The 17197-nt window shown below is 63.5% G+C and carries 10 protein-coding genes; 6 read left to right on the plus strand and 4 right to left on the minus strand.

What is annotated here, in order from left to right; all coding sequences use genetic code 11:
• Positions 1-64 precede the first annotated feature (64 nt).
• The 5 genes from MKZ91_RS08240 to MKZ91_RS08260 all read left to right on the plus strand — a co-directional run bounded on the left by MKZ91_RS08240 (position 65) and on the right by MKZ91_RS08260 (position 13002).
• Positions 65-7573, plus strand: a complete 7509-nt coding sequence (locus MKZ91_RS08240; protein ID WP_336169926.1) for a type I polyketide synthase — start codon at positions 65-67, stop codon at positions 7571-7573.
• The gene (locus tag MKZ91_RS08245; protein ID WP_336169927.1) at positions 7570-8985 is read left to right on the plus strand and encodes an aminotransferase class I/II-fold pyridoxal phosphate-dependent enzyme; all 1416 of its coding nucleotides are present in this window, start codon (positions 7570-7572) and stop codon (positions 8983-8985) included. The genes MKZ91_RS08240 and MKZ91_RS08245 overlap by 4 nt, the downstream gene beginning before the upstream one ends.
• Before the next feature lie 144 nt (positions 8986-9129).
• Positions 9130-9969, plus strand: coding sequence for an SDR family oxidoreductase (locus MKZ91_RS08250; protein ID WP_336169929.1), 840 nt, complete (start codon positions 9130-9132; stop codon positions 9967-9969).
• A gap of 97 nt (positions 9970-10066) precedes the next feature.
• Positions 10067-11659, plus strand: a complete 1593-nt coding sequence (locus MKZ91_RS08255) for an LTA synthase family protein (protein ID WP_336169931.1) — start codon at positions 10067-10069, stop codon at positions 11657-11659.
• 14 nt (positions 11660-11673) lie between these two features.
• Positions 11674-13002 carry a capsule biosynthesis protein gene (locus MKZ91_RS08260; RefSeq protein ID WP_336169933.1) on the plus strand — a complete coding sequence of 443 codons (1329 nt, stop codon included), beginning with the start codon at positions 11674-11676 and terminating at the stop codon, positions 13000-13002.
• 47 nt (positions 13003-13049) lie between these two features.
• Here the strand turns inward: MKZ91_RS08260 and MKZ91_RS08265 are convergent, their stop codons facing one another.
• On the minus strand, positions 13050-14219 hold the full coding sequence (locus tag MKZ91_RS08265) for an MFS transporter (protein WP_336169935.1): 1170 nt from the start codon (positions 14217-14219) through the stop codon (positions 13050-13052).
• Between the two features lie 48 nt (positions 14220-14267).
• Here MKZ91_RS08265 and MKZ91_RS08270 point away from each other — a divergent pair, with 48 nt between their 5' ends.
• On the plus strand, positions 14268-14792 hold the full coding sequence (locus MKZ91_RS08270; RefSeq protein WP_336169938.1) for an Lrp/AsnC family transcriptional regulator: 525 nt from the start codon (positions 14268-14270) through the stop codon (positions 14790-14792).
• A gap of 101 nt (positions 14793-14893) precedes the next feature.
• On the opposite strand, the gene MKZ91_RS08275 is transcribed toward MKZ91_RS08270, so the two are convergent.
• From MKZ91_RS08275 to MKZ91_RS08285, 3 genes are all read right to left on the minus strand, one after another.
• Complete coding sequence (locus MKZ91_RS08275; RefSeq protein ID WP_336169940.1) at positions 14894-15904, minus strand: KpsF/GutQ family sugar-phosphate isomerase; 1011 nt, start codon at positions 15902-15904, stop codon at positions 14894-14896.
• A 144-nt stretch (positions 15905-16048) separates the two neighbouring features.
• Entirely contained in the window at positions 16049-16504 is a 456-nt protein-coding gene (locus MKZ91_RS08280; RefSeq protein WP_336169941.1) for an RrF2 family transcriptional regulator, read from the minus strand.
• Positions 16505-16727: 223 nt separating this feature from the next.
• Complete coding sequence (locus tag MKZ91_RS08285) at positions 16728-16940, minus strand: hypothetical protein (protein ID WP_336169943.1); 213 nt, start codon at positions 16938-16940, stop codon at positions 16728-16730.
• Positions 16941-17197: the final 257 nt, after the last annotated feature.

Consider the following 17197-nt stretch of genomic DNA (forward strand, 5'->3'; position numbering starts at 1 on the left):
ATTCGGTCTCCGACAAGCAATCGCAGATGCAACTTTAACGGCAGTTTAGAGCGTTCGATCATAAATGACTGTTGAGATTATTGGGCGTGCATGCCTCGCCCCTGGAGCAGAATCGCCTTCGGCGTTGTTCAAACTTCTTCGTCAGGGCAAATGCACTGTTACCAGCATTCCGTCGGATCGCTGGGACATCGCACGTTTCTGGCACCCCGTCATGGGCACGCAGGGTAAGACCTATTCATTTGCCGCCGGTGTGCTCGACCAGCTCTATGAATTCGATCCTGCCGTGTTTGGCATGTCGCAGCGCGAAGCCATGTATATGGATCCGCAGCAGCGCGTGTTGCTTCAGCTTGCCTGGCGCGCACTCGAGGACGCCAACATCTCTACAGCGTCGCTGCAGGGCGAAAATGTCGGCGTCTATATCGGTGCGTCGAGCCTCGACCATGCCAACCTGACGGTCGAGGATCCGGCGGCCGCCGGCCCCTATTTCATGACCGGCAACACCCTGTCGATCGTTTCCAACCGCATCTCGCACATCTTCGGCTTGAGCGGCCCGAGCATGACGGTCGATACGGCCTGTTCCTCCTCGCTGGTCGCACTCGACCAGGCGATGCGGGCACTCAACGCGGGCGAGATCGATACAGCCATTGTCGGCGGCGTCAACATTCTCGCCCATCCCCTGCCGTTCGTCGGTTTCGCCCAGGCGCGCATGCTCTCGCCCGAAGGTCTGTGCCGCGCCTATGACAATGACGGCGCCGGCTATGTGCGCGCCGAAGGCGGCGTCGTCCTCATCCTGCGCCGCTCCGACCGGGCGCGCCGGGAGAAGGACCGTAGCTACGCGCGGATCGTCGCAACCGGCGTGAATTCCGCCGGCCGCACCAACGGCATCTCGCTGCCGTCGCGCGAGGCGCAGGCCAACCTTCTTCGGGCCATTTACGACGGCAACGGCATCGACGCCAACCAGGTGGCCTTTGTCGAGGGCCATGGCACCGGCACAAAGGTCGGGGATCCGGCCGAAGTCTGGTCCATCGGCACGGTCATCGGCGCCAAGCGCCGTGCGCCGGTGCCGATCGGTTCGATCAAGTCGAACATCGGCCATACGGAACCGGCGTCCGGCCTGTTCGGCATGCTGAAGGCGGTGATGGCGCTCGAAAACAATTACCTGCCGGCGTCATTGCACTTCGACACGCCGAACGAACATATCGACTTCGACGGCCTCAACGTACGCGTCACCGCAAACCCCATCGAACTCTTGCGGGGAAAACGCGCGCGCCTCGCCGGCATCAATTCCTTCGGCTTCGGTGGCGCCAATGCGCACGTCGTCATCAGCGATCCGGAACCGGCGGCCGACGAAAAGAGCTCGAACCCGTCGTCGTCGGGTCATGTGTTCCTGGCAAGCGCCCACACAGCTTCGAGCCTGGAGGCCCTGCTCAAGGACTACAAGACGGCTTTCGCCCACGCGTCCAAGGGCGAAGTGCGTGCGATGGTCGCCGCATCGGGCGCTAACCGCACCCACATGCGCCATCGGTTTGCTGCCCGCAGCGATCAACCGGAAGATATCGTCCGCGCCATCGCCAGCCATCTGGAAAAGCCGGGCTCGGATATCGGTGAGGTCGGCGAGGCCGTCGTCCGCGATGCCAAGGTCGCTTTCGTCTTCTCCGGCAACGGTTCGCAATGGGCCGGCATGGGCGTGGAGGCGTTCCGTGAAAATCTGCATTTCCGCCAGTGTTTCACCTCGGTCAGCGCGCTGTTCAAGTTCCATTCGGACATAGCGCTTACAGACCTCCTGACCGATCCCGACCTGGACAAGAAGCTTGCCGATACGAAGGTCGCCCAGCCGCTGCTCTTTGCGGTGCAGGCCGCGCTGTCGGACTCGCTCGTCGCCATGGGCATCAAGCCGGTGGCGGTCTTCGGTCACTCCGTCGGTGAAATTGCCGCCGCCTACGCCGCCGGCGCGCTCTCGCTCGTCGACGCCGTTTCGATCGTCGCCAAGCGCTCGCTGCACCAGGACCTGCTTGCCGGTCATGGCACCATGGCTGCCGTGATGCTCGGCGAAGAGGCCGCCCGCGCCTTTGCCGAGGCACGCGGCCTCAACGACCTTTGCGTCGCGGCCGTCAACGCCCATAACTCGGTGACGATATCCGGGCCCGCCGATCAGATCTCGGCCTTCCGCGATGCCGCCCGCAAGGCGAAGATCCCGGTTCAGATCCTCGACATCAACTACCCGTTCCATCACCCGATCATTGACCGGGCGAAGGACGCCTTCCTCTCGGACATTCCGGATATCGCACCGCGTCGCACCGAGCTCACCTATCTGTCGACCGTCACCGGTGCCGCCCTCGAAGGAACGCAACTCGACCCGGATTACTGGTGGAAGAACGTTCGCGAGCCGGTACGTTTCCAGGCGGCCGCCGAAGCTGCGATCGACATGGGCTGCCGCCTGTTCATCGAAATCTCGCCGCGCCCGATCCTCTCCTCCTACGTCAAGGAAACGATCAAGCAGGCCGCAGCCCCCGGCATGGTGGTGCCGACCCTTTTGAGGGATGTCGGCGAAACCGGCCAGGATCCGATTTCGGCAGCCATGGCACGTGCCGTCGCGCACGGCGCCGTCGTCGACACGACCCGGGTCTTCGGCAAGCGCAACGCATCGATCGCCCTGCCGAGCCTGCCGTTCGAGCCGGTTGAATTGCGGCCGGCGACCACGACGGACGCGACCGATCTCTTCGGCCGCATCGCCAGGCCCTATCGCCTGACCGGTTGGCGCAGCGATCCGAACAGCGGCAACTGGAAGAACCATATCGACGCCAACCTGTTCCCCGACCTCGCCGAACACGTGGTCGACGGCAAGGCGATCCTGCCGGGCAGCGGCTTCATCGAAATCGCGGCTGCGGCGGCGCAGCAGTTCTACGGCAGCGACGAGGTCGAGATCACCAACCTCGAGATCGTGCGGCCGCTGGAGCTGAGCGACAGCAAGATCATGGAACTGTCGACGGTGATTTCGCCGGAGACAGGCGACATCGAGATCCGCTCGCGCGAGCGCCTGTCGGAGGACGATTGGGCAGTGCACGCCGTTGCCCGTTGCCGCAAGCCGCTGCCGGCCGAGCAACGCGACCTGCCGTCGCTTGCCGGTCTAACCAAGACCGCGACCGTTGCGCCGGCCCGGGCCTACGACACAGCAAAGCAGTTCGGCCTCGACTACGGCCCGCGCTTCCAGCTGCTGGCAAAGGCGGTCGCCTATGGCGATCGGATCGTCGATGTCGAACTGAAGGCACCCGAGGCAAGCGGCCACCCGCTTGTCTCCTATGCGCTGAACCCGATCTCGGTCGACGCAACCTTCCACGGGCTCGTGGCGCTCTTCGACCGGTTCACCGGCGACAAGAGCGGCGCGCCCTATATCCCGGTTCGCTTCGGCTCGGTGCGCGTCGTCAATGGCGGCCAGCCGATCGCGCGCGCCATGATCGAAATCGAGCGCGTCAGCGCCAATTCGATCAAGGCGAAGTTCCACTTCTTCGACAATTCGGGCGAGCCGATTGCGCATTTCGAGGATTGCCGCTTCCGCCGCACTTATCTGCGCAAGCACAAGACGCTCGACGCGCTGTCCTTCCACTATGAAGCGGTGCAAACGGAAGCAGCCCTTCCGGCTCTTCTGCAAAGCAAGCTGGCGCCGGTTGCGATCGCCATGCCGGCTGAGGGCGAAGCGGGTGTCGACAACGCGACTTTGCTCTTCAATGCAGCCATCTACCGTGCTTGCCAGGAGATTGCCCTGAAGGTGGGCAAGGGTCGCTCGACCGTCCTTGCCAACAACCTGCCTGGCGATTTCGCCTTCCAGTGTTTCCTGACAAGCTGCCTCTACGTGCTGGAAGATGCGGGGCTGTGCGAACACAAGGACGGCGTCTGGACGATCGCGCAGGAGTTCAACCTGCCGAGCGTGCCTGAAATCCTGCGCGAGCTCTACGGCGAACGCCCGGATCGTGCCGTCGAGGCCGTCCTGATCAACAACGCCTATGCCGAAGCGCTGGCGCGTCTCGACGCGTTGCAAGCCGGTGACGGCGAAGCAGCCACCGCGGCGAACTTCATCAGCGACGCGACACTCGATCATCAGGCCGTGCATTCGCAGGCCAGCCGGCAGCGGATGAGCTTCGTTCTCGAAGCGCTCGAAAAGGCGCTTGGTGCACAGCCCGCAGGTGCGCGCCTGCGGATTGTCGAACTCGGCAGCGTTTCGGCCGGCTTTACCCGGCGGCTGGCAACCCTTGCCGAAAAACACGGCGCGAGCCTTACCGTGTTCGAAGCGCGTGACAATGCGCAGCGCGGCCTTGAGCTCGCCTTCGAGAATGACGCACATGTGCGCGTCCTGAAGAAGGGCGAACTCGCGACGCTTTCTGCCTTCGACCTCGTGGTCAGCGCATTTGATGGCCTCTACAGCCTGATCGAGGACGATGTCGCGGTCCGTGCCGCGCTTCGCGTCACGCTGCGCGAGACCGGAGGCCTGATCGCTGCGGTCAGCGCGCCTTCGCTCTTCAGTGATTTTGCGCTCGGGCTGTCCGAGGGCTGGTTCGCCCGCACCCAGACTGCAGAGTTCCCGATCGGCAATCTCGCCGCCGTCTCGCACTGGCAGAAATGCCTCGGCGACCTCGACCTTCGCGACATCGACATCGCCGACCGCGAATGTGCCACTGGAAACACGATTCTGCTCCAGGCTCGCGGCACCGCGGCGACTGCGGCTGCGGAAGGCGCATCGGCAACCGGTTCCTATCTGCTGCTGCAGATCAAGGGCACAGGGGAGAGCCAGGGTTCGGCCCCGGCCGTTCCGGTCGCTCTGATGGGTGATATTGCCACGGACAAGGCTGCGCTTCTGCCTGCCTTCGAGGCTATGGACCAGCAGCCTATCCAGGCAATCTTCGTCGCATCGCCGACGGCCGCGGCGCGCACCGATGGTTCCGCGTCGTTGCAGACGCAAGTGCTGGCACTCGGCACTTTTGCCGAAGCCCTGCGTCAGCATTTTGGCGGTAGCGAACCGGCGGCCGGCAGCCGTCCGCGCCTTGTGCTCGTCGCACCGGGCGGCGCACCGATCGCAGATCGCATGGTCGGTGCACCGGTTGCAAGCGATGGTGTGAATTCCGGTCTCTGGGCGTTCGCACGCGTGCTTCAAAACGAGTACGAGTTCCTGGACGTGCACGCGCTCGATATCGACGGCTCTCCGACGACGGCTGAGCAGTTGGCAGCGGCATTGCCGTTGCTTGGCGCCGATGGAGCCAACCGCGAATGGCTGCTTGGAGCAGGCGGCGCGACACTCTCGGAAGTCCGCGCCGTGCCCGGCCCGGTCGACAGCGCTCACGCCGCAACGGCCGCCTTCGACGCCGCCACGATCCGCCAGCGCGTCAGCTCGCAGGTCGGCAGCATCGTTTGGGAAGAAAGCGATATTCCTTCGGCAGGTCCGGGCGAAGTCGTCGTCGCGGTTGCGGCAACTGGCCTCAACTTCCGCGACGTCATGTGGGCCATGGGCCTGCTGCCGGAAGAGGCGCTTGAAGACGGCTTTGCTGGCGCGACGATCGGCATGGAACTCTCCGGCCACGTTGTTGCTGTCGGCGAAGGCGTCGACGACCTGGGCGTCGGTGATGCCGTCATGGCCATCGCATCGTCGGCGTTTTCGACCCACGCCGTCGTTTCGCGCGCCGGCGTCGCCAGGTTGCCGCAGTCGGTGAGCCCCGTTGCCGCCGCGACGGTTCCCGTCGCGTTCCTCACGGCCTACTACGCCATGGTGGAACTCGGACGGATCCAGCCGGACGAGACGATCCTCATCCACGGCGCTGCCGGCGGTGTCGGCCTCGCCGCCCTGCAGGTTGCCAAGCTGAAGGGTGCCAAGGTCATCGCCACGGCAGGTACGCGCGAGAAGCGTCGCTTCCTGTCGATGCTCGGCGCCGATCATGTCTTCGATTCCCGCTCGCTCGGCTTCGTCAACGACGTTCGCGCCGTCACCGATGGCGAGGGCGTTGACCTCGTGTTGAACTCGCTGTTCGCCGAAGCCATGGAGCAGAGCCTGGCGCTGGTGAAGCCTTTCGGCCGTTTCCTCGAACTCGGCAAGCGCGACTACTACGCCGACAGCAAGATCGGGCTCAGGCCCTTCCGCCGCAATGTCAGCTATTTCGGCATCGACGCCGACCAGTTGCTGGTCAATCAGCCGAAGCTCACCAAGCGGATCTTCACTGAAATCGGAGCGCTGTTCGAAGAGGGCAAGCTCACGCCGCTTCCCTACCGCGCCTTCGACTTCGACGAGATCGGCAACGCCTTCCGGCTGATGCAGAATGCCGGGCATATCGGCAAGATCGTCGTCTTGCCGCCGGTTGCAGGCCAGCATCGCGTCGCCAAACGGCCGCACGGCGGCATAAAGGTCGATGCCAACGGCACGCATCTCGTCGTCGGTGGCATTGGTGGCTTTGGCCTTGCCGCCGCCAACTGGCTGGTCGAGAAGGGCGCGAAGAAGATCGCGCTCTGCTCACGCCGCGGCCAGGTGGACGCCGAGACCAAGGCAATGATCGATCAGTGGGCGAAGTCCGGGGTCTCGGCCACGGTCCATGCCTGCGACGTCACGGATTTGGCGGCGACCGAGCGTCTCCTTGGGGAATTGCGCGCGATTGCACCTCTGCGCTCGATCGTCCACGCCGCCATGGTGCTCGACGACGCGTTGATCAGCAATCTCAACCGAGAGCGTAACCGGCCGGTCATCGACACCAAGGCCAAGGGTGCTGCCGTGCTTGACGCGCTGACCCGTGACGACAAGCTCGACAACTTCATCCTGTTCTCGTCGGCAACGACACTCGTCGGCAACCCGGGACAGTCGAACTACGTCGCGGCCAACGGTTACCTCGAGGGCCTCGCCCGCGCCCGTCGCGCCCGTGGCCTTGCGGGCCTTGCTGTCGGTTTCGGCGCGATCGCCGACAAGGGCTACCTCGTCCAGAACACCGATGTGAACGACCTGCTTGCCAAGCGCATCGGCAAGACGGCGCTGAAGGCCCAGACGGCACTCGACATGGTCGAGAGCCACCTCGCCTTCGATCCGGGCACCGTCGACGCCGCCGTGGTGATGATCTCGGAGATCGACTGGTCGGCAGCGCGCAACCTGCCGGTTGCCAAGAACGCCCTGTTCGAAGTCATCCTGCGCAGCGCCGACCAGCATGCAAGCGGCGGCGAAGGCGCGAAGATGGACCTCGTCGCGATGATCGAGGGCAAGTCTGCGCAGGAGGCCGAGGATATCCTGTTCGACCTCGTGGCCGGCGAAATCGCCGCAATCCTGCGCGTGTCGAAGGATACTGTCACGCGAGCCAAGGTGCTGAAGGAGATCGGCCTCGACAGCTTGATGGCCGTCGAACTGGGCATGAGCTTCCAGCAGAACACCGGCTTCGACATGCCGCTCAGCGGCGTTGCCGACAACACGACGGTTGGCGACGTCGCGCGCAAGCTCTATGAAAAGGTCAGCAAGCGCGACCAGAGCGACGACGCCGAGCCCGCCGACGACAAGATGGTGAGCGAACTCGCTCAGCGGCATGTCGGTACGGCCAAGGAAGCACAGAGCCAATGAGCACGAACGGAAACGGTCCCAGCGCATCCAAGATGACCAGCAGCCTCAAGGAGAACCTGCTGGACCGGATGCGCAATACGCATCAATCCTCCGAGCGCAACCGCGTGGCGCGCTCGGAGCGGGAGATGCCGCCGCCGGCGCGCCGGCAGCAGGCCCGTTTCGAAGACCTGCCGGAATACAAGCAGGTGATGACCCAGAAGTTCGCAAGCGAGCAGCTCGGCATCGCCAATCCCTTCTACCGGGCGCACCAGACTGCGGCCGGGGCGACCACCGTTATCGACGGGCGCAAGCTCATCAATTTCGCCTCGTATGACTACCTTGGCCTCAACCGCCATGCGGAAGTGCTGGCGAAGGCGCGCGACACGATCGGCACCTTCGGCATCTCGGCATCCGCCAGCCGGCTGGTTGCCGGCGAGCGGCCGGTGCATGTGGCGCTCGAGGAGAAGATCGCCAGCTTCTACGGCGTCGATGCGGCTGTCTGCTTCGTTAGCGGCTATCTCACCAACGTCGCCGCGATCAGTTGCCTGATGGGCCCGAAGGATCTCGTCGTCCACGACGAATTCATTCACAACAGCGCGCTTGCCGGCATCAAGCTCTCGGGCGCGACCCGGCGCCTGTTCAAGCACAACGATGTTGCTGACCTGGAACATGTCCTGCGCACGGTGTCCGGCGACTACCGCCGCATCATGGTGATCGTCGAGGGCATCTACTCGATGGACGGCGATGTCGCCGACCTGCCGGCCCTGCTCAAGCTCCGCTCCGAGTACGGCTTCTGGCTGATGGTCGACGAGGCGCATTCACTCGGCGTTCTCGGCAAGACCGGCCGGGGGCTTGCCGAGCACTTCGGCGTCGATCCGCGCGAGATCGACATCTGGATGGGCACGCTGTCGAAGACCACGTCGAGCTGCGGCGGCTACATCGCCGGCAGCGAAGCGCTGGTCGAGGTGCTGAAGGCGTCTGCCGGTGGCTTCGTCTACAGCGTCGGCCTAGCGCCGGTGCTGGCTGCTGCCGCAACCGCGAGCCTGGACGTTCTCGAGCGCGAACCGGCACGAACGGCCGCATTGCGCCGCAACGGCGCGCTCTTCCTGAAGCTTGCCAAGGAAGCCGGCCTCGACACCGGCCTTTCGAGCGGCTTCTCCGTCGTTCCGGTGCTCGTCGGCGACTCGCTGCGCGCGGTGCAGCTCTCGAACGACCTGCTGGCTGCAGGCGTCAATGCGCTGCCAATCATCCATCCGGCGGTCCCCGAGGGGCTTGCGCGTCTGCGCTTCTTCATCACCAGCGACCACACGGAAGAACAGATCCGCCGGACGGTGACGCTGACAGCCGAGCGCCTGACCGAGCTCACCGAGCGCAACTTCGGGCTGGGCGGTATCGACATCGACCAGATGATGAAGGCGCTCTCGGCGCGGTAACGCGAGACCAGAACAGTTGCCGCCGGACATGGTGGAGCGTTGCAGCAATCACCGCAGAAGCGCTCTAACTATTTGTTTTCACGCAATTCCAGAAGAAAGACTGCTTCGCACTCTTGCTGGGATTGCCCTGGAGCGGAAACCAGCATGACGCATGTGATCATCACCGGTGGCTCGAGCGGGATCGGCTTTGCAGTTGCGTCGATCTACGTCGCACGTGGCGCACGCGTCTCGCTGATCGCGCGCTCCCGTGATCTCCTGGAACGGGCGCAGGCGGAGCTTGCCCGTACCAACAATGCCGATACCGACGTTATCCGGATCGAGGCCGCGGACGTGGCGCGCGAAAGCGACGTCCAGGCGGCAGTTCGGCGATGCGAAGCGGCCTTTGGCCCCTGCGACATCCTGGTGACATCGGCGGGCATCGTCGAGCCCGGCCGTTTCGAGGAACTCGACAGTGCCGCATTCCAGCGGCAGATGGACATCAACTTCTCCGGTACGGTGCATGCTGTGCGCGCCGTCTATGACGGCATGAAGCGGCGCGGACATGGGCAGATCATGATGATCTCCTCGGGCTCGGGCCTCATCGGCATTCATGGCTATTCGGCCTATTGCGCCTCGAAGTTCGCCTTGCACGGTTTTGCCCAGGCGCTGCGCTTTGAAGCGCATCCGCACGGTGTCGACATCTCCGTGTGTTTTCCACCCGACACGGTGACACCGCAGCTTCAACGTGAACTTACAACCCGCCCCCCCGAGGCGGACCAGATCATGGGCACGGTCCGGCCCTGGCCGGCAGAGGCGGTGGCAAGGCGGATCGTGAAGGCTGCCGACCAGCGTCGGTTCGAAGTCTATTTCGGCGTGACGCTCTACCTGCTCGGTCGTTTCGGACCGGCCGTTCGCCCCTTGCTCCACTGGTGGTTCGACAGAGCGATTGCGCGCAGTCGCCAGGCCGTGCCGCATAATAGTGGAGTGTCGGAGCGGCAGACCTGACGACGCTTGTACGTCTCGGTGATAGGATTTAAGTGTCGGGCGGATGCTGTGCCGCATGGAGCGGCGTCGGCGGGCATGAAGACATGAAGGTTTCCGCTTGGCGTTGCTTCCCTTTCAGTTGCACGACTATCCGATAACACTGACGCTCTGTTGTTATCTGCTGTCCTGTGCAGTGATCTTCTTCACAGACCGGTTTGCCTTGCCGAAGCGTGAGCGACGCGCCCATCCGTCGCCGTTTGGACGGACACAGGACGTGATCGACGCGCTCGCTCGCCTGCCGATCATCGCGCTGATCTTTGCCGGTTTCTTTGCCGGATCCTGGCGGCCGCTCTATGCGGCGGCCGGCACGATGAGCTTCTTCATCATCTTCACCGGCATTTCCCGCGCCAAGTTCAAGTACATCCGCGAGCCGCTGATCTTTTCGGACATTGCGCTGGTCGTCGACGTCTTCAAGTACAAGACGATCTTCTACGCCAGTTCGCTGAACGTGGTCTTCTGGACGGTCGCCTTCCTCTATGTCTTCGGCGTCTCCGGACTTTACATGTACTTCGAGCCGGCAATCCTGCCCGACCGCGGCAAGGCGTTCTGGATCCTCTTGATGCTGGGTGTCGCCTATGCCCCCTGGCTGCTGTTGTTCTACGGCCCGGTGAACCGCCCAACGGCGACACTGGTCCAGCGGCTGCTCAGGATACTCGACGTCAAGGTCAACACCGTACGCTTCGGCACCTTCGCCTCGGTCGTGTTCCGCTTCATCGTCTGGCTCGGTGTGCGGCGGGAAAAGATCGTCGCGGAACTCTCGTCAATTGTCAGGGCTGCCGTACACGACCTGATCGGTGACGACGGTTCGCCGCTGATCGTCGTGTGGCAGTCGGAATCCTTCATCGACATGCGCCATTTCGGTGTCAATACACTTGATATGCCGACTTTGGATCGGCTGCGGCGAGAGGCCGTGCAATGGGGTCGCCTCAGCAGCGTGTTTGAGGGCGGCTACACATTGCGCACCGAATTCGCTGTCATCAGCGGCCTGGAGCCGGACGATATCCATGTCGACGCCAGCTATCCCTATCTCAGGGCATCGCATTATGCCGACGTGGTCTGGCCGGGAAAAATGAAGCGCGCCGGCTGGAACACGCACTTCATCCACCCCTATGACCGCACCTTCTTTCTGCGACACAAGGCGATGCCGCAACTCGGATTTTCCAAGCTGACGATGCTCGACGGTTTCGACCACGATCCCGAGCGGGACGGTCCTTATGTTTCCGATGCCAAGCTGGCTGCGAAGGTGATCGAGGAATGCGAGAAGCTGCCGGACGACGAAAGCGGCTTCATCTTCGTGGCGACCATGGCCAATCACGGCCCCTGGGAACCGGGGCGCGTCGGTGACCTCACCAATCCTGTCGACATCTACCTTGCCATTCTCGAGCAGTCGGATGCCGCGCTGAACACCCTGAGCGAGCGTCTCGACAAGCTCGACCGCCCGGTCTGGCTCGTCTTTTACGGTGACCATGCGCCGCTGCTGAAGTCCTTTGCCGACCCCTTCCCCGACCCGCGCACGGACTATCTGATCGTGCCGCTTGCAAAGGCGAAGGCACCAAACCAAAAGGCGGAGGCACCGCGGAGCGTTGAAGCCTGGAACCTGATCGAGGCACTGCTCAACCACGCCAACCTCAGGAAGGACACGCTGCGCTAGCGGCTGAGGGGACGATGGAACATACCTCGACGAAACAGGCAGCGGCAGTCGATCCGGCAAGACGACGGGTATTTCTTTTCCTGCAAGGCCCGTCCTCGCCGATCTTCCGCAAAGTCGCCAACCGGCTCGAGGCCTACGGTCATCGCTGCTTGCGGATCAATCTGAACGTCGGCGACCAGATATTCTGGCGCCGCAGAGGCGCATTCAACTATCGCGGCAAGCCGGCCGACTGGCCAGCCTATCTCAGCGCGTTCATCGCCCGTCATGGCGTCACCGACATGCTGCTCCTCGGCGAGGAGCGGCCCTATCACCAGGCGGCAACGGCGGTTGCCCGGCTGAACGGCGTTGAGGTTGCCGTCATCGAGATGGGGTACCTCAGACCGGACTGGCTGACGCTGGAACGCGACGGCATGTCTTCGAACTCGCATTTCCCCGACGATCCCCAACAGATCCTCGCTGCCGCGGCAAGCCTGCAGGAACCGGACTGGCGAAAACACTACAGCCAGACCTTCCTGGCGGATGCCAGCTACGACCTGCTCTACAACCTGCCGAATGTCTTCCTGTGGTTCCTCTTCCCGCATTATCGGCGCCACGCGATCTTCCATCCGCTCGCTGAATATGCCGGCTGGATCCGGCGCCTGGCATCCGAAAAGCGGCGTGCTGCCGAGGCTGAGGCGACGGTCGCCCTGCTGTTTTCCGCTGGCGCGCCCTACTTCGTCTATCCGCTGCAGCTTGAAACCGATTTCCAGCTTCGGGCCCACTCGCCCTATTTCAGCCAGAAGGATGCGATCGACGAGGTGCTGACGTCCTTCGCGGCCTTCGCGCCGCCAGAAGCGTGCCTCGTCTTCAAGGTGCATCCACTCGACAACGATCTCATCCCCTGGTGCAAGTTCATCGAGAAGAAAGCCGCCGTGCTCGGGCTGGACAAGCGCGTCCTTTATCTCGACGGCGGCAATCTCGACCATCTTGGTGCAGCAAGTGCAGGTATGGTCACCGTGAACTCCACCGCCGGACTGCACGCCTTGAAGCAGGGGCGGCCGGTCAAGGTGCTGGGCACAGCCGTTTTCGACATTGCCGGATTGACCGACCAGCGGCCTCTCGATGACTTCTGGCAAGCGCCGCAGTCGCCTGACCCGAATCTCGGCGTCGCGATGTTCCGGTTGCTCGCCGCTTCGATCCAGGTGCGCGGCAATCTCTATTCACGCGCCGGTACTGATGCCGGCGCCGATGCAATCGCCCGACGCTTGAACGACAACAGCCTCAACCAACCGGGTGCCTTCGTCGATCCGCCACCGCGCCGCAAACCGCAAAAGCGGCCCCGGGTCGCGACCCGGCCAACGTAGAACCGCAAGCGTCACAAGATGTGGCGCCGGCCCCGCTGCGGGCGGAGCTAACGCGGCGCGATCGCCGCTGCAAGGGCTGCCAGAAGCATCAGGCCCGCTGCCGCCAAGGGCAGCACGTAGAAGCCCCCGCTGCCATAGATTGCGCCAAAGCCGATGGTGCCGGCAAAGAGGGCGAGATAGGTGGTCCCGCTGTTGAGCCCCATGATCGCGCCGCGGCGGCCTGGATCGAGCGCGGTCAGGCGCATGATGAGCACGTTCAGCCCGAAATGGTTGGCAAGCCCCCAGAAGAACATGACCGCAAGGATGGCGGCATAGGAGCCGCTGAACGTCGCCATTGCCACGTAGACGCCGGCGATAACAAGAAATATGAGCGGCAGCAGCCGCCCCGCGCCGAAGCGATCGATCAAGCGGTCGAGAAAGGCGGCAGCGCCGAAGCCTACCCCATAGGAAACGGCGATCAGCCCATTGGCACGGACAGGCAGGCCAAGCGTGGCATGCAGGTGTTCGCCAATAAAGGCGTAGACGCCGTAGAAGGCGGCCATGAACGCGGCGCAGGCAACCAGAAGCGGGGCGACACCGCGCACGCCGAGCGCCGCCAGTGGCGAGGTCGCCGTGCCCGCGCTTGCTTCCCTCGCGGGCGCGATCCGAACGGCCGCACAGGCGACCAGCGTCGCTGCGGAGACGATCATATACACGGTGCGCCATCCGGCGAACTCGGCAATGGTCGCCGAGAGTGGCACGCCCGCGACCATGCTCAACGTCCACCCCGTCAGCACCAGGCCGATGGTCTGGCTCTCTCGCCCTTTCGGGGCGATGACCGAGGCCAGCGTATAGATCGAGGGGAGCGCAATCCCGGCGGCAAGCCCGACGACCAGCTGGGCGGCGACCAACAGTGAAAGCGAGGCGGCGACCGCGCTGCCGGCGAGCCCGGCCGCAAGAGCGAACAACGCCACAGTCAGCATGCGCCGTGGTCCGTACCGGTCGATGAGGCGGCCGAGGAAGACCGCACTCACGGCCGTCCCGAGACCGAAGGCGGCCGACGCGGTCATCACGGCGGGCACCTCCGTGCCGAGGCTTCGTGCGACTTCCGGCGCGATCGGCCCGAGTGCCAGCGAATTGGAGCCGATAACCCCGATGCACATGGTCAGCACGAAGGCGAAGGGCGGAATACGCGTTCGCGTCGAGGAACCGGAAATGGATTGATCAATGTTCGTCATTTCGACATGATTGCAGAATGTCATTCTGCATCAATAAGGAATATCGGAATGGATCAAAATACAGATGACGTTCGGCGCAAGCGCCAGCCGGAGCGCGATCTCGACGCCATGGACAGAAAGCTATTAGGCGTTTTGGTGGAGGATGCCACGATCAGCTACGTCGACCTCGGCGAGCGCGTCGGGCTATCGCCACCGGCAGCGCACGAACGTGTAAAGCGCCTCAGGCGCTCAGGCGCTATCCGCCGCGTGGCGGCGCTGATCGAGCCGGAGGCTGTCGACAAGACGCTGCTCGCCTTCGTTCATGTCGACACGACGGGCTGGGGGAAGACGCAGGCCCTGCTCGCCATCGAGGAGTACCCGGAAGTGGAGGAGATCCATTCGGTCGCCGGCGACACCTGCATGCTGCTCAAGGTACGCACCGAGAGCACCCACGCACTCGAGGGCCTGCTGGCGCGCCTCTACGACACGCCCGGCGTCAAGGCGACAAGGAGCTATGTGGTGCTGTCGACCTATCTGGAACGACCGGTGCAACCGGGTGTCACGCGCGACTGGCCGGCCGTGGTAAAGGGCTAGGCGCGACGCTTGCAACGTCCGAGCAAAAGGATCGTCAAGCTGCCCGCGCCGATCTCTGGCTCGCAGGCCCGACGTCAGGATCGTACGAACGTGATCGTCGCTCAGACGACGCCGGCGCGCAGCAGGTCGTGGATATGCAGGATACCGACGGGCACGCCGTTCTCGTCGACAAGGAACAGCACCGTCACCTTGTGCTCCTGCATGAACTCCATGGCGCCGCTTGCCAGAGCGTCGCCACGGATCACCCGCGGATTGCGCGACATCACTGCCTCGACGGGCTGTGCGAGCAAGTCACCGGTCATGTGGCGCCGCAAGTCACCGTCGGTGATCACACCGGCGAGCTTGCCGCTCTCATCGACGATACCGACGACGCCGAACCCCTTCGATGACATCTCGATGACGGCTTCGCTCATCGGATGCCCGACCTTCAGCAGGGGAACCTGTTCGCCCTCATGCGCCAGTTCGCGCACCAACCGCAATTGGGCACCGAGCTTGCCGCCCGGGTGGAACGTCTTGAAATCCTCGGCCGAGAAACCGCGCCGCTCCAGGAGCGCGATCGCCAGCGCGTCGCCGACAGCCAACTGCAACATGGCGGAGGTCGTTGGCGCCAGGCCGTGCGGACAGGCCTCCTGCACCTTGGGCAGCACGATCGGCATTTCGGAGTTTCGCGCCAGCACGCTGTCGCGGTTCGCCGAGATCGAGACCACCGGCACCTTGAAACGCTTGGCATAGGTGAGCATGTTGGCAAGCTCGGCCGTCTCGCCCGACCAGGAAAGCAGGATCAGTACATCCTGCGACGTGACCATGCCAAGGTCGCCGTGGCTCGCTTCGGTCGGGTGCACGAAATAGGCAGAGGTTCCGGTCGAGGCCAGGGTCGCGGCGATCTTGCGGCCGATATGGCCACTCTTGCCGACGCCGGAGACGACGACGCGTCCCTGGCTTTCACCAATCAGTTCGACGGCATCAACGATGCTGCGGGCAAAGGCCTCATCGGAGCCGAGATGGTCCGAGAGCGCCTTGATGCCGGCCAGTGCGGTCGTCAGCGTACGACCGATCGACTCCAAGGCCGCCAGTTCCGTGCGCTGGTTCGCCGATGCATGTCTCAAACCCATGATGACCCCAATTCTGCGAAGACGATGCGGCAAGCCGCGGCCTGCCCGTCAAACCTTTGACGGCAGATAAGCGCTTTTTCTTGGCAAACCAAGTCTTGCGCACAGACTTCGACGGGAAAACTGGCTTTGTTTCCGGCTTTTTTGTCAGCCAGCGCGCTTTTCTTCCAGCGGTTCGAGCGGCATCGACTTGTCGGCCGCGAACTCTTCAAGCGTCATGGAGTCGAGAATCGCCGCCACGGCGTCGCGCACCGTGGTCATCGACACCCGCACCTGACAGGTCTCCGGATCGTTGCAGTCCTCGCAGACCTCATAGGCTGTGCGGCTAGCACAGCGGATCGGCGCGAGCGGCCCGTCCAGGGTGCGGATCACGTGACCAATACGGATTTCAGAGGCGGGGCGCGACAGCGAGTAACCGCCGCCTGGCCCCTTCTTCGAACGCAGCATGCCGGCGTTGCGCAGTTCGAGCAGGATCGTGTCCAGGAACTTCTTCGGAATGTTGTTGCGCTGCGCGATCTCGGTGATGAAGGCGGTCTCTCCCGGCCCCAGCCGCGCCAGATCGACCAAGGCCTTCAGTCCGTATTTTCCCTTCTTCGTCAGCATTTTGGCACGCTTTCCCTGCGGCACCCGAGAAACGGGAATCATCCGCGCAGATGCAAATATATCTTGGCATAGCACAAGAAACGTACTGCCAACATATAATTATAGTAGGGAATCGCCTGAAGCCGAAATGGCCGCCGTCAGCAGAGGCGGCACTGCACGGACCAATCCGGAGAAGACTAGGAGATTGCGGGAGGAATGCCGGCCAAGGCGCTCCTCACCGATGTCAGGCGGCCGCGCTGTGCGCCTGCCGCCTTCCCTGCACCGCCTGATGCGCCAGCAACTGGCGGATGGCAGCGCGCGCCTCTTCGGCCGAGCCGAAGCGCTTCGCGTCCAGATCCCAGACGTGATACTTCACGGCCAGGAACTTGAACCGGTCTTCATCCGGAACAACAACACCGACGGCTTCGCCGCCAAATTCGATAACTTGCTTGCTCATGCAAATAACGCTCCTTCCACGCCTCAGGCGCGGAAACTTTCAATTTCGGCAAAAGATAAAGTTCGAAGGGTTCGACGGTCACATTCGGCAGAGATTGCGAATGAGACGTTTTTTCTCTGTTGCGCGACAAAGGAGACGCGTGCCGAAGAAGGCGGCGGTCGAGACGGTTTCGGACATGTCACACTCCTTTGGCTGGCCCGGCATCAGCATGCCGGAGCGTTTGATGAACACCCGTGAGGCGGAGTCCCCGCGTCACG

The organism is Ensifer sp. MJa1 (assembly GCF_037026475.1).
Taxonomy (GTDB): domain Bacteria; phylum Pseudomonadota; class Alphaproteobacteria; order Rhizobiales; family Rhizobiaceae; genus Ensifer.

What these genes read in the sequence shown, in the direction of transcription:
- MKZ91_RS08275 (WP_336169940.1), bottom strand. Translation starts at nt 15,904, where the DNA reads ATGGGTTTGAGACATGCATCGGCGAACCAGCGCACGGAACTGGCGGCC.
- MKZ91_RS08245 (WP_336169927.1), top strand. Translation starts at nt 7,570, where the DNA reads ATGAGCACGAACGGAAACGGTCCCAGCGCATCCAAGATGACCAGCAGC.
- MKZ91_RS08265 (WP_336169935.1), bottom strand. Translation starts at nt 14,219, where the DNA reads ATGACGAACATTGATCAATCCATTTCCGGTTCCTCGACGCGAACGCGT.
- MKZ91_RS08285 (WP_336169943.1), bottom strand. Translation starts at nt 16,940, where the DNA reads ATGAGCAAGCAAGTTATCGAATTTGGCGGCGAAGCCGTCGGTGTTGTT.
- MKZ91_RS08250 (WP_336169929.1), top strand. Translation starts at nt 9,130, where the DNA reads ATGACGCATGTGATCATCACCGGTGGCTCGAGCGGGATCGGCTTTGCA.
- MKZ91_RS08280 (WP_336169941.1), bottom strand. Translation starts at nt 16,504, where the DNA reads ATGCTGACGAAGAAGGGAAAATACGGACTGAAGGCCTTGGTCGATCTG.
- MKZ91_RS08270 (WP_336169938.1), top strand. Translation starts at nt 14,268, where the DNA reads ATGGATCAAAATACAGATGACGTTCGGCGCAAGCGCCAGCCGGAGCGC.
- MKZ91_RS08240 (WP_336169926.1), top strand. Translation starts at nt 65, where the DNA reads ATGACTGTTGAGATTATTGGGCGTGCATGCCTCGCCCCTGGAGCAGAA.
- MKZ91_RS08260 (WP_336169933.1), top strand. Translation starts at nt 11,674, where the DNA reads ATGGAACATACCTCGACGAAACAGGCAGCGGCAGTCGATCCGGCAAGA.